Genomic DNA, 12342 nt, shown 5'->3' on the forward strand with positions numbered 1-12342 from the left:
GAGGTGGTGTCCACATGGCTGACCCGAATGCCGACGTGGCGAGAAGTCGTGTAGAGCGCTCGGCCCTGGTCGCCGTGCGAGCGTTCAGCGACGCGATGGATCGGATGCACACGGGGCTCCGATCCGACATGGACATGAACGCCACCGACCTGTCGGCCCTGCGCATGCTCAGCATCCGCGAGCAGCGGGGCGAGCTCGTGAAGCCGCATGACCTAGCCCGCCATCTGGGCATCTCGAGCGCATCGACGACCAAGATGCTCGACCGTCTGGCTAAAGAGGGGTTCATCGAGCGTGCGCCGCATCCGAAGGACCGACGGGCGCTCGTCATCACCCTGACGGAGTCGTCGCGCCGGGATTTCGGCCGCCACTTCGCCGATCGGCTGGCGCGCATGCGCGAGGCGATGTCGCCGTTCAGCCCGGAGGATCTCGCGACGGTGACGCGATTCCTCGACGGCATGAGTGGCGCGATGACGGGCGACTGACGCACGAACCGGGACGGACCGCATGACGCGGATGCCGTCCCGGTTCGGTGTCCGTGCCTCCGTCGGAGGGTCGGACACGGAGGTCAGAAGCGGAAGTAGGGGACGCCGGCGCCGCCGCCGGAGTCGCTCCACCCCGGGATGGTGCCGCAGTAGTTGCACGCGGAGGCCGTGGCTGCCGTCGCTCCTCCCAGGACGAGTGCCGTGGCGATGGACGCGGTCGCGGCCAGTCTGACAAGTGTTCTCATGTGCTCTCCTCGATCGTGTTTCCGTCCGGGCAGTCAATCGACTCGGGCGTTGTCGGTCAAGGGCGAATTGTTGCGAGCACATATGACGAAGGGCCCCGTCTTTCGACGGGGCCCTTCGTGTTTCTGTTGCGGGGACAGGATTTGAACCTGCGACCTCTGGGTTATGAGCCCAGCGAGCTACCGAGCTGCTCCACCCCGCGGCACAAGAGTTAACACTAGCACGGGCCCTGAGAGGCGTCCAATCGGGGTGCTTCTCGACGCATGCCCGGGCGTGTCGTGGCGCTGCGGCGATCTGCGTCTTGCCGTCGTCGACCCGGCGCGAGGAGGATGGCGGCATGAGCTCCGCGACTCCGGTCACCGGCCGTGGCGACGACGTCGCGGATGACGGTCGGGCGGAGTCCGCTGACGAGCGGGCCGATCGGAACTGGAACGAACTCCTCCAGGAGCTCCGTGTGCTGCAGACCGGCACCCAGATCCTGACCGGGTTCCTCCTGGCCCTCGCCTTCCAGCCCGCGTTCCGCGACCTGAGCGGGCCGCAGCGGGTCTTCTACCTGACCCTCATCGTGCTGGCGGCGCTGAGCGCCATCGTCGCGCTCGCGCCGGTAGCGCTTCACCGCGGGCTCTTCCGGCGGCGCGCGAAGCCTGCTGTCGTCGCCTTCGGCCACATGGCGGTGCTGTTCGCGCTGGTGACGGTGTCGGTCCTGCTGGTGGGCGTCGTGGTCTTCGTCTTCGACGTCGTGGTCAGTACTGCGGCATCCTGGATCGTGGGGGGCGTCCTCGCCCTCCTGATCGCCGCACTCTGGGTGATCTCACCGCTCATCTACCGCCACCGCAATCCGGAGGACCGTTGACAGCCATCGCCGTCGCCCAGTTCGCGCCCGCCGCCGACGTCGACGACAACCTCCGCGCCATCGCCGGGTTCGTCGAACGCGCGCGCTCGCGCGGCGCGGACGTCGTTCTCTTCCCCGAGTACTCCAGCTACTTCGTCGACCCGTTCGACGACACGCTGCGAGAGAACGCACAGGATCTGGATGGCTCGTTCGTCCAGGGCCTGCATGCCCTGGCACGCCGTCACGGTGTGCACATCGTCGCCGGCCTGCTGGAACGGGCCTCGGACGACGAACGCGTGCGCAACACGGTCGTGGCGGTGGGGCCTGAGGGGCTCGTCGCGACGTACCGCAAGCTGCACCTCTACGACGCCTTCGGGCAGCGTGAGTCCGACTGGGTCGAGCCGGGAGCCGTCGAGCCACCGGAGACCTTCGAGATCGACGGCGTGCGCCTCGCCCTCATGACCTGTTACGACCTGCGGTTCCCCGAGATCGCGCGCGTGCTCGCGGACACCGGTGCGCACGTTCTGCTCGTTCCGGCTCAGTGGGTGCGCGGCCCGCTCAAAGAGCTGCAGTGGAACACCCTGCTGCGGGCTCGAGCCATCGAGAACACCCTCTTCGTCGCTGCCGCGGATCACCCGCCGCCCCTCGGGGTCGGCAACTCCGGGGTCTTCGACCCCCAGGGAGTGGAGATCGCGGCGGTGGGAACGGCCAGCGACGTCGCCGTCGCCCACGTCGATGTCCACGCGGTCGAGCGCGTGCGGCGCGTGAACCCGGCGCTACGGCTGCGCCGGTTCGACGTCGTGCCCCGCTCAGAAGGCCCGAGCGAGTCGAGCTGACGCCTCCGCCAGCACATCGGGTCGCTTGCAGGCCGCGAAGCGAACCAGAGTGGCGTACTCGGACCGGTGCTCGCGCGACGCGAAGGCCGTGAGCGGGATCGCCACGACGCCCGCGCGACCGGGCAGCTCGCGGCAGAAGGCATCGGCGTCGGTCGCCCCGAGCGGAGCGGCATCCGCGACGGTGAAGTACGAACCCGCCGGGGTCGAGACCGCGAACCCGGCTTCTCGCAGACCGGACCCCAGGAGGTCGCGACCCGCGCGAAGACGATCCGCGATCCGCGCGAAGACGTCGTCGGGAAGCCGGAGTCCGGCGGCGACGGCGGGCTGGAACGGGCCGGCGTTGACGTACGTCAGCCACTGCTTGACCGCGAGCACGGCGTTCACGAGCTCGACGGGGCCGGTGACCCACCCGACCTTCCAGCCGGTCACCGAGAACGTCTTGCCCGCGGACGAGATCGACAGCGTGCGCTCGGCGGCGCCGGGCATGGTCGCGATCGGCACGTGCGGATCGTCGAACGTCAGATGCTCGTAGACCTCGTCGGTGACGATGATCGCGTCGTGTCGGTGCGCCAGGCGGACGATCTCGTCGATCGTCTCTCGTGAGAACACCGTTCCGGTCGGATTGTGGGGATCGTTGACCAGGATGATGCGTGTCCGGTCGGTGACGGCAGCGGCGAGCTCATCGAGGTCGGGCTGGAAGTCAGGCCAACGGAGGGGAACCCCCACCAGGCGGGCGCCGGTCAATGCGACGAGCGCCGCATACGCGTCGTAGTAGGGCTCGAAGACGACGATCTCGTCGTCGGGACCGTCGACGAGCGCCAGCACGGTTGCCGCGAGCGCTTCGGTCGCGCCGGCGGTGACCAACACCTGCGTGCCGGGATCGAGCGCGATGCCGTACCAGCGCGACTGGTGGTCGGCGATCGCGGCGAGGAGCTCGGGCTCGCCGCGCCCCGGCGGGTACTGGTTCTTCCCGCCGGCGATCGCTGCGCGGGCGGCTTCGAGCACCTCGACCGGTCCGTCCTCGTCGGGGAATCCCTGACCCAGGTTGATCGCACCGGTCCGGGCGGCGAGCGCCGACATCTCGGCGAAGATGGTGGGAACGGGCGAACCTTCATCGGTGAGCAGGCCGGCGCCGCGTGCGGCGCGGCGCCAGGCGCCGGGAACCTCGTGCATCCGGTTCACGCTACACGCATAGGCGTGTCCCATCGTCGGCATAGGCAAACCACAGCATCGCGCGGCAACCTGTTCTTGCTTGGACAAAGGAGCAACCTCGATGAGCGACCAGAACTTCCCCGACGACCGCACTCCCGACGCGCGACGCGACGCCGAGCAGCCTGCCGACCACGCCCGTACCTCGCCGGTGCCGGCACCTGATGCGGCAGCGACGCCGCCCGCAGACGCGACCATTCCGCCCCGACCGCCGCTGCCCGGCACGTCGGCCGACGCCGGAGCGGCTTTCCACACTCAGCCGACCCAGCCCTACGGCCAGCCCGTGTCGCACCACGGCGCCTCCGCCTTCGGTCAGCCCTTCGCGACGACGGCCGCCCCGGAGTCACACGACCGCAGCAGGGTCGGCGGCGGGAAGATCGCAGCCATCCTCGTGGCCGCTGCCCTCGTGGGCGGCGCAGCCGGCGTCGGGGGAGCGGCGGCGGTGGGCTCGTCCTTCGTCGCGGCACCCGCGTCGCAGAGCTCGGGCCCGTCGTCGATCACCGTCAACAACCCCGACTCCGTCAACGCGACGACAGCCATCGCCACGAAGGTGCTGCCCAGCGTCGTCACGATCTCGGCCTCGGCGGGCACCTCGGGAGGCACCGGTTCGGGTGTCATCCTGAGCGACGACGGCTACGTCCTCACCAACACGCACGTCGTGACCCTCGACGGTGCCACCGGCGACCCGAAGCTGTCGGTCACCACCTCGGACGGCCGCGTGTACGCCGCCACGATCGTGGGGACCGACCCGACGTACGATCTCGCGGTCATCAAGCTGACCGATGCGTCGGGGCTGACCCCCATCGAGTTCGCCGACTCGAGCAAGCTCAACGTCGGAGACCAGACGGTCGCCGTCGGCGCGCCGCTCGGCCTGTCGAACACGGTGACGACGGGCATCGTGAGTGCGCTGAACCGCTCGATCCAGATCGCGTCGTCCGCCGCGCCCGAGTCCGAGGGCGGGAGCCAGCAGGAGGAGACCCCGGGCGGCCGGACCCCGTTCGAGTTCGACTTCGGGCAGGGGCAGGAGACGCCGTCGCAGCCCAAGTCGTCGATCGCGATCTCGGTCATCCAGACCGACGCCGCCATCAACCCCGGAAACTCCGGTGGCGCTCTCGTCGACGGAAAGGGCCGCCTGATCGGCATCAACGTCGCCATCGCGAGCGCGGGCGGCACGTCGACCGAGGCCGGCTCGATCGGCGTCGGGTTCGCGATTCCCTCGACGGTCGCGGAGCGCGTCGCGAACGAGATCATCGACAACGGTTCGGCCACGCACGGCCTTCTCGGCGCAACCGTCGGCGACGCGGCGTCCGCTCCGGGGGCGACCCGTGCCGGCGCGCTCATCAACGAGGTGAGCTCGGGCGGGGCCGCGGCATCCGCTGGACTGCGCAACGGCGACATCGTCACGGAGTTCAACGGCGTCGCCATCACCGACCAGGTCGATCTCACCGCCCAGGTCCGTGCGCTGGCGGCCGGCAGCGAGGCCGAACTCACCTACATCCGCGACGGCCGCGAGCAGACGGCGACCGTCACCCTCGGCGAGTTGCAGCAGTAACCGTCGTACCGGCTCGGACGCCACCCCGCGATAAGCTCGCGGGGTGGCGTCCTTCTCGTTCGGCGCGGGCAATGTACGCAAGGTCCTGCGCATCCCGGCGTACCTCGCGGGACGACTTGCCACCCTCGTCATCCCACGCGATCGTTCGGCGTGGGTCTTCGGGTGCGCCGTGGGCGTCGCGGATGGCGCGCTCGCTCTCTGGCAGGCGGCTCCCCGGCGTCGTGCCGTGTGGCTGGTCTCTTCTCAACGACAGGCGGAGGACGCGCAACGACGCGGGATCCCGACCGTTCGACGCGATTCGCTCGCCGGCTTCTGGCGCACCGCCCGCGCGGGAGTCGTGGTGGTCACCCACGGTCTCGGCGATGTCAATCGATACGGCGTCGGCGGTGCATTCCTGGTACAGCTCTGGCACGGCATCCCGCTCAAGCGCATCGGACTGGACTCCCCGGTGACGACCGACCCCGGGCGGCTCCGAGCCGTGCCCGGCATCCGGCGACTCCTCGCGCTGGCCTACCGGCGGGCGCAGTCGCAGATCGATCTGCTCCCGGCGGCGTCCCATCTCGCACGGGGCCGGTTGGAGAGCGCGTTCGGGCTCGACGACGCACGTGTCCCGGTGCTCGGCGAGCCGCGCGTGGACGTCCTCTCGCCGACCGACCCCCGCCGGGCCCGGATCGAGGCGCGACAACGGCTCGACGCCGCCCTCCCGGGTCTCGACGGGTCTCGCATCGTGCTCTACGCGCCGACCTGGCGTGACGGCGAGCCCGATCCGGCGACGCCGAGTCCGGCCGACTGGCTGAGCATCCTGGGGGTCCTCGAGGCTCACGACGCCGTCCTGCTCGTCCGCTCGCATCCGCTGGGCGGCGGTGACTACACGCCACCCGCGCCGACGCCGCGCGTGCGCGCGCTCGGAAGCGACCTGGTGCCCGACGTCACCCCGCTGCTCGCGGCTCTGGACGTGCTCGTGACCGACTACTCCTCCCTCGCTTACGACGCCGGTCTCGTGCCGGTGCCGACGCTCTACCTCGCCCCGGACGTGGAGAGCTACGCCCGTACGCGCGGCTTCTACGGCACCTACGGCGACGTCGCAGGCGGCGACCTCGCCCGGTCGTGGCCCGCGCTGTGCGCGCAGCTCGGTGACGTTCTCGGGAACGAGTCGTCGGCGGAACGTCGTCGGTCCCGAGCGGCGGAGCTGAGCGGCAGGGTACACGCATGGCGAGACGGGCGGAACGCGCGCCGGGTGCACGACGCGATCGTTGCCGCCGTGCCGGAAGCCGCGGGGGAGCGCACGTGATGAGAGTCGAGTTCCACGGCGGCGACCTGCTGACGATGACCGTGAGCGACGTGGGCGAGGCTCCCGCGGCGGTCGAGGTCGTCGGCCCGCGCGCCGGAGTGCGCGGCGAGGTCTCCGTCGGCGGTGACGGCTGGATGGCGCGCATCCCGCTCCATACCTCGCGCTGGGGAGGTGCAGTCCTCCCGCTGCCCGCCGGCTCGTACGCCCTCGTCGTCGATGGTGCGGCGGCGCGCCGAGACGAGAGGGCTGCCGATGCGGCCGTCTCGATGCACGCCCCGAGTCTCCGCGCGAGCTGGGACGGCGCTCGGCTCGCGATCGCCCCTCCCGTCGACCCCGCACTCGATTCCGAGGAAGGACGCCGCGCTCTCGAGCAGCGCTACGTGGCGTACCGAGGCCCCCTCGAGAACGCCGTCTTCTTCGAGAGCTTCTACGGCCGGAGCGCGAGCGACAACCCGCGCGCCATAGACCGGGAACTCGCCCGCGTGGCCCCCGCCGTCACGCGCTACTGGAGTGTCGCCGACCTCTCCGTCGCCGTCCCGGAGGGCGCGATCGCGGTGGTCGACGGCAGCCCCGAGTGGTGGCAGGCCCGAGCCGCTGCCCGGCTGCTCGTGGTCAACGACTGGCTGCGCCGCCGATTCGTGCGGAAACCGGGCCAGGTCGTGCTGCAGACATGGCACGGCACGCCTCTGAAGCGACTCGCCCTCCACCGTCCGGGCTTCGATCCTCGTCGAGCTCTGGCGGTGTTCCGCGAGAGCCGGCGCTGGGACATCCTGCTGGCTCAGAACCCCTACAGCGCGCGCGTGCTCCGTGCCGCGTACGCGTTCCGGCGGAAGCCGGTGTGGGTCGAAGGGTATCCGCGGACGGACGAGCTCCACACCGGCGATCGGGATGCCGCACGCGCGGCGCTCGGCGTCGGGCCCGACGAGCGCGTCCTGCTCTACGCGCCGACGTGGCGGGACGACCGTGAGACGATCGTCGATTTCCTCGACCTGCCCGCCCTCGCCGAGGCGACGGGGGCGGTCGTGCTCGTGCGCGGACACTCTCGCACTCTCGCGCCCGGGGCCGACGAGCGCGGTGCGCGTGTGATCGACGTGACGTCGCACCCCGATCTCGCCGCGCTGCAGCTCGCGTCGGATGCGCTCATCACCGACTACTCCTCGGTGATGTTCGACTACACCGTCACCGGCCGTCCCCTGTACTTCTTCGCGCCCGATCTCGAGCACTATCGCGGCGAGCTGCGCGGCTTCTACTTCGACCTCGCCGAGTCGGCGCCCGGGCCCATCGTCCGCACGCAGGACGAGCTGGTCCACGCGATCACGGCGGACGATGCCGACTACTCCGAGCGATACGCAGAGTGGCGTGCTCGCTTCAACGCGCGAGACGACGGCCACGCCGCGGAGCGCGTCGTCGCCCGCATCCTGGACCAGGGGTTGGTCTCGCGAGACTGATTCAGGGAAGCGGCGTGTTGCGCGCGAGGCGCGACGTGTCGACGGTGCCGCGTGCGCCGCGCGAGGCGCCCTGGAGGAAGCCGACCCCCCACGAGAGGTGCATGGACGGCAGGACGGCGAGCGTCCACAGCCGATCCCGCAGACCGCGCCCCCCGGCCCGGCCGGCTGCGACGACGGCGACGAGCGCCGCGTAGGCCGCCAGGGGCAGATGGAAGACCGACAACAGGATGCCGGCACGGCTGGGCAGCGCTCCCGACAACTGCACCGCACCCACGACGAGTGATGCCGCGGCGGCGATGACGAGCGCCGGCGGTGCGAAGAAGCGGAGGCCGTTCCGTCGCCCGAAGCGTCGGACGAGCTCTCCGCGCCACGACCCCGTCGCCCGGAACTGCCGCACGAGGCGGGTCCAGCTCTCACGCGGCCAGTAGGTGACGGTCAGGTCGGGGTCGAACCACACGCGGTAGCCCGCGCGTCGGATGCGGAGGTTGAGCTCCCAGTCCTCGCCGCGCCGGATGCCCTCATCGAACAAGCCGACCTCCTCGAGCACGCTGCGACGCATCACGCCGAGGTACGCGGATTCGGCAGGCCCCTCGTCGGCCGCGCCGTGGTACGCCCCGCCGCCGAGGCCGATCCGCGAGTTGTACGCGCGGGCCACGGCTCGCTGGAAGGGGCTCCGGCCCTCGGCCCGCATGACCCCGCCGACGTTCGCGGCTTCGACCCGTGCGAGTGTGCGCAGTGCCGCGCGGGTGTATCCGGGCTCGAGCTCCGAGTGCGCATCGACGCGCACGATCGTCGGATAGCGGGCAGCACGGATCGCGATGTTGAGGCCCACGGGGATGTGGGCGGCGGGATTTCGCACGAGGCGGATCCGATCGTCCTCATCCGCGAGTCGGCGGGCGACGTCGTCGGTTCCGTCGGACGACGGGCCGAGCGCGAGGATGACCTCGATCGGCGCGTCGAGGTCCTGCGCGAGAACGCTGCGCACGGCGTGTTCGAGGTAGGCGCGCTCGTTGAGGACGGGAATGACGAACGACACGCCCGCATCGGGGGCCGGTACGGGCGCGGGACGCCATCCATGCGCGTCGTCATGCATCCGTCGATCATGTCACGCGTCCCGGCGCTGCCCCGCACGCTCGGTACCCTGGAGGGGTGGGAATGATCGCGGACGTACGCAAAGCCGTCGCCCTCGTACGGCGGGCCGTGTCGAATCGGGCGGCCTATGTCGACGTGCGTCGCTCGCTGGCCAGCGCGCCGAAGCCGCCGACCGGGCACTTCCGCATCGCCGTCTACTTCGCTGACGGCGACGTGAACATGTACCAGATGCGCCAGTGGTACAAGCCTCTGCAGCTCCTCGCCGAGACATGGCCCGTGGTCGTCATCAGCCGCAGCGCCACCGGTGCCCAGGCGCTTCTCGCCGACGGCGCGCTGCCGGTCGTGTTCGCGCCGACGGTCCGAGCCCTCGAGTCGGTCGTCGCCGCGCAGGACATCCGCGTTGTGCTCTACGTCAACCAGAACACCCGGAACTTCCAGATGTTCCGATACGGCCACCGGTGGCATGTCTTCATCAACCACGGCGAGTCCGACAAGATGTACATGACCACCAACCAGTTCAAGGCGTACGACTACGCGCTGATCGCCGGCGACGCCGCTCGGGAGCGGCTCGGCCGGGTCCTCTGGGACTACGACCTCGACGCGCGCACGATAGCGATCGGCCGGCCGCAGGCCGACCACTTCTCGGGCGAACTCCCGTATCCCGAGGACGGACGCCGTGTCATCCTGTATGCGCCGACGTGGGAGGGTGACCGGCCCGCTGCCCATTACGGCTCGATCGCCTCGCACGGGGAGTCGCTCGCGGCTGCCGTGCTCGCGTCGCCCGGGCACCGGCTGATCTACCGCCCGCACCCGCGATCCGGTGTCGTCGATGCTGCCTACGGCGACGCGCACCGGCGCATCGTCGCCGCCATCGCAGCCGCCAACGCCGCCGACCCGCTCGCTCGCCACGTCTACGACGACGGCCCCGACCTGGGGTGGCAGCTGGCGGCCGCCGATCTCGCCGTCGTCGACATCTCCGCGATGATCTACGACCGGCTGGCCGTTGCGAAGCCCCTGCTGGTGACACGCCCCGTCGATCCGGCCGCTCTCGTCGACACGGGCGGGTACCTCTCGGATGCCGCATGGCTCGATGCGACATCCACGGCGTCCATCGTCGAGATCGCGGACCGCGCTGCCGACGACCCGAAGGCCTCGGAGCAACTGCAGCGGTGGTCGCGTCACTACTTCGGCGACACCACGCCCGGTGCCGCGACAGCGCGGTTCCACGCTGCGATCGAGCTGCTCATGCAGCGCTGGTCGGAATGGGACGCCCGCACGGTGACCGTCGCTGACGAGCGGGACGAGGCGGAGTTCGACGACGCCTGAATCGCGGCGCCTGCCGAGGGTCAGAGCGCGATGGTGCCGATCGGGGCGGTGCCGATCAGGACGGCACCCAGGATGAAGAGCGCCGCGAGCACCAGGGCGATCACGACGAGGACCAGGTGCACGGTGAAGAACCGGGTGCGCCGGCCATCGGCATCCGTCGAGCGGGGATCGCGCGCGACACGTCGCAGGAACGTCGGCCACGTGACGACGTTGAAGAGGGCGCCGACGATCAGGATCGTCATCAGGAATGCGGTCATGGCTCTCTCCGCTTGCCGAGGTCGGGGTCGAGGTCGAGGTCGAGGTTGGAGCCCTCGCTATCGGTGTCGGACGTCTCTGCGCGGGGACCGTGCTCTCCGCCACGCCGGAACGGGCGGGATGCGAAGGAGCCGATCTGGCGCCCGCCTTCGGCGAAGACACCGCTGATCCGCCGCGCCATCAGACCCGCACCTCGTCCGATCGGTTGATTCTTGTCGGACGATTCGAGGGCGGCGGGGAAGTGCCCGGGCACCACTCCGAAAGCTCGGCGTGCGCCGCCGATCACCCGGCGACCGAGAATGTGGTTGCCGGTACCCCCGATGGCCGCGCCGATGCCGAACGGGAGCGCCTTGCCGACGACCGACGCCCCACCGGCGGCGGCGAAGCGCCGCAGGAACGCATGCTTCAGCCGATCCAGGACCGGCCCGACCGCGGTGCGGGGGAGCGACGAGGTCACGAGCTCGCCCCAGTACGAGCTGCGGGGGGACCCCGACCCGCTCGCCTGCTTCGCGAACTGGCCGACGAGGTCGGCACCCTCGCGGCCGAGCATGAGCGCGAGAACCAGTGCCCGCGCGCGGTCCGGATTGTCGACGGGGATGCCGTGGAGCTCGGCGAGGGACTGCGCGAAGAGGGCCGTGGCCTCGAGGAATCCCGCCGTCTCCACGCCGCTGAGCGCGAGGGTCGTCGCGGTTCCGATGCCGGGAATGACGGCAGTCGCGCCGACGGCCGCGCCACCCGTGGTGACGGCCGTGAGGTAGCGGCGTTCGAGCATCTGCACGACCTGCGCGGTCGTCGCCTCGGGATGCCGGTGACGGATGCCGCGCAAGTGGGCCAGCACCACAGGGCGCTGAACGGCGAAGAGGCGGTCGAGCGTGCGGACGGTCAGCGGATGCTGCCCATCGGAAGCGTCGCCCGCGTCACGCCGGGGAGCGTCGTCGGGGAGGGAGTCGATGCGGTGCACCTTACGGGCCATGACACCCATCCTCTCGCGCCGCGGGCGCGACGGCGCGATCAGACGTACAGGTTCGCGCGCTCGAGGTCTTCGGCGAAGTCGACTTCGACGGCATACAGGTCGGAGATGTCCATCGGTTCGAGCCGCAGGCCGTTCTCGGCCACGGCGAGCTCGAGGCCGCGCTCGAAGTAGTCCTGGTCGTCGACCCGGCCGAGCTGAGCGATGAGCGCCTTCTTGTCGCCGGCGGAGATGTAGTTGATGCCGACCGCTTCGCCGATTCCGCCCCGGACCGTCTTCGAGAGCTCTTCGATGAACCCGTCGCCACCGACGGTGTACTTCACCTCTTCATCGCTCACCTTGGCGGTGTTGACCGTGACGAACGACTGGTCGCGCTCGATGAGGGCGACGGCGCGACCGAGCACGCGCGGGTCGAAGACGACGTCGCCGTTCATCCACAGGACACCGCCGCGACCCGAGGCCTTGAGGGCGCGCAACAGGCTCTGCGAGGTGTTCGTCTCGTCATAGCGGGCGTTGTAGACGTAGTCGACATCCGGGAACGCATCCACGATCGTCTCGGCGCGGTAGCCGACGACCGTGGTGATGCGCGCGTCGTCGCCGAATGCGGCGCGGATGTTGTCGTGCTGCTGCTGCATGATGCTGCGGCCGTCGTTCAGCTCGGTGAGCGGCTTGGGGAGCGAGCGGCCCAGGCGGGAGCCCATCCCGGCAGCGAGGATCACGATCTGAAGGCCCACGAGCATCTCCTGAAGTTACGAGTTAGATCAGTATTCACCGGGGTGACACCCCGGGACAGCATTTTTCATGGT

General features: G+C 70.4%; 13 protein-coding genes and 1 tRNA gene. 7 read left to right on the forward strand and 7 right to left on the reverse strand.

Annotation, left to right across the window (positions count from 1 at the left end; genetic code table 11):
• Positions 1-14: 14 nt before the first annotated feature.
• The gene (locus AA0Y20_RS09745; protein ID WP_412939039.1) at positions 15-482 is read left to right on the forward strand and encodes a MarR family winged helix-turn-helix transcriptional regulator; all 468 of its coding nucleotides are present in this window, start codon (positions 15-17) and stop codon (positions 480-482) included.
• Positions 483-565: 83 nt separating this feature from the next.
• On the opposite strand, the gene AA0Y20_RS09750 is transcribed toward AA0Y20_RS09745, so the two are convergent.
• Together AA0Y20_RS09750 and AA0Y20_RS09755 are read right to left on the reverse strand one after the other, a co-directional pair.
• A complete protein-coding gene (locus AA0Y20_RS09750; protein ID WP_412939040.1) occupies positions 566-727 on the reverse strand; it encodes a hypothetical protein in 162 nt (53 codons plus the stop codon).
• 126 nt (positions 728-853) lie between these two features.
• Positions 854-927: transfer RNA gene (locus AA0Y20_RS09755), tRNA-Met, on the reverse strand.
• A gap of 135 nt (positions 928-1062) precedes the next feature.
• On the opposite strand from AA0Y20_RS09755, the gene AA0Y20_RS09760 reads away from it, so the two are divergent.
• Both AA0Y20_RS09760 and AA0Y20_RS09765 read left to right on the forward strand, forming a co-directional pair.
• A complete protein-coding gene (locus AA0Y20_RS09760) occupies positions 1063-1578 on the forward strand; it encodes a DUF6328 family protein (protein WP_412939041.1) in 516 nt (171 codons plus the stop codon).
• Positions 1575-2393 (forward strand): carbon-nitrogen hydrolase family protein, encoded by an 819-nt coding sequence (locus AA0Y20_RS09765; protein ID WP_412939042.1) that lies wholly within the window; start codon positions 1575-1577, stop codon positions 2391-2393. The genes AA0Y20_RS09760 and AA0Y20_RS09765 overlap by 4 nt, the downstream gene beginning before the upstream one ends.
• On the opposite strand, the gene AA0Y20_RS09770 is transcribed toward AA0Y20_RS09765, so the two are convergent.
• Positions 2367-3566: an aminotransferase class I/II-fold pyridoxal phosphate-dependent enzyme gene (locus AA0Y20_RS09770; RefSeq protein WP_412939043.1), complete on the reverse strand. Its 1200-nt coding sequence runs from the start codon at positions 3564-3566 to the stop codon at positions 2367-2369. The genes AA0Y20_RS09765 and AA0Y20_RS09770 overlap by 27 nt on opposite strands.
• A 100-nt stretch (positions 3567-3666) precedes the next feature.
• Between AA0Y20_RS09770 and AA0Y20_RS09775 the strand changes: the two genes are divergently transcribed.
• From AA0Y20_RS09775 to AA0Y20_RS09785, 3 genes are read left to right on the forward strand one after another with little or no spacing between them, the layout of a single operon-like run.
• Positions 3667-5154 carry a S1C family serine protease gene (locus AA0Y20_RS09775; protein WP_412939044.1) on the forward strand — a complete coding sequence of 496 codons (1488 nt, stop codon included), beginning with the start codon at positions 3667-3669 and terminating at the stop codon, positions 5152-5154.
• 43 nt (positions 5155-5197) lie between these two features.
• A complete protein-coding gene (locus tag AA0Y20_RS09780) occupies positions 5198-6445 on the forward strand; it encodes a CDP-glycerol glycerophosphotransferase family protein (RefSeq protein ID WP_412939045.1) in 1248 nt (415 codons plus the stop codon).
• Positions 6445-7893 (forward strand): CDP-glycerol glycerophosphotransferase family protein, encoded by a 1449-nt coding sequence (locus AA0Y20_RS09785; protein WP_412939735.1) that lies wholly within the window; start codon positions 6445-6447, stop codon positions 7891-7893. Before AA0Y20_RS09780 ends, AA0Y20_RS09785 begins: the two co-directional genes overlap by 1 nt.
• A gap of 1 nt (position 7894) precedes the next feature.
• Here AA0Y20_RS09785 and AA0Y20_RS09790 read toward each other — a convergent pair whose 3' ends face one another.
• Positions 7895-8986 (reverse strand): glycosyltransferase family 2 protein, encoded by a 1092-nt coding sequence (locus AA0Y20_RS09790; RefSeq protein ID WP_412939046.1) that lies wholly within the window; start codon positions 8984-8986, stop codon positions 7895-7897.
• A gap of 56 nt (positions 8987-9042) precedes the next feature.
• On the opposite strand from AA0Y20_RS09790, the gene AA0Y20_RS09795 reads away from it, so the two are divergent.
• The gene (locus AA0Y20_RS09795) at positions 9043-10311 is read left to right on the forward strand and encodes a CDP-glycerol glycerophosphotransferase family protein (RefSeq protein ID WP_412939047.1); all 1269 of its coding nucleotides are present in this window, start codon (positions 9043-9045) and stop codon (positions 10309-10311) included.
• A 20-nt stretch (positions 10312-10331) separates the two neighbouring features.
• On the opposite strand, the gene AA0Y20_RS09800 is transcribed toward AA0Y20_RS09795, so the two are convergent.
• From AA0Y20_RS09800 to AA0Y20_RS09810, 3 genes are read right to left on the reverse strand one after another with little or no spacing between them, the layout of a single operon-like run.
• Positions 10332-10568: an SCO4848 family membrane protein gene (locus AA0Y20_RS09800; protein WP_412939048.1), complete on the reverse strand. Its 237-nt coding sequence runs from the start codon at positions 10566-10568 to the stop codon at positions 10332-10334.
• On the reverse strand, positions 10565-11539 hold the full coding sequence (locus AA0Y20_RS09805) for a hypothetical protein (protein ID WP_412939049.1): 975 nt from the start codon (positions 11537-11539) through the stop codon (positions 10565-10567). Before AA0Y20_RS09805 ends, AA0Y20_RS09800 begins: the two co-directional genes overlap by 4 nt.
• A gap of 38 nt (positions 11540-11577) precedes the next feature.
• On the reverse strand, positions 11578-12270 hold the full coding sequence (locus tag AA0Y20_RS09810) for an NTP transferase domain-containing protein (protein WP_412939736.1): 693 nt from the start codon (positions 12268-12270) through the stop codon (positions 11578-11580).
• Positions 12271-12342 lie beyond the last annotated feature (72 nt).

The sequence above is a fragment of the Microbacterium pratiae genome (genome assembly GCF_047302165.1).
Taxonomy (GTDB): Bacteria; Actinomycetota; Actinomycetes; order Actinomycetales; family Microbacteriaceae; genus Microbacterium.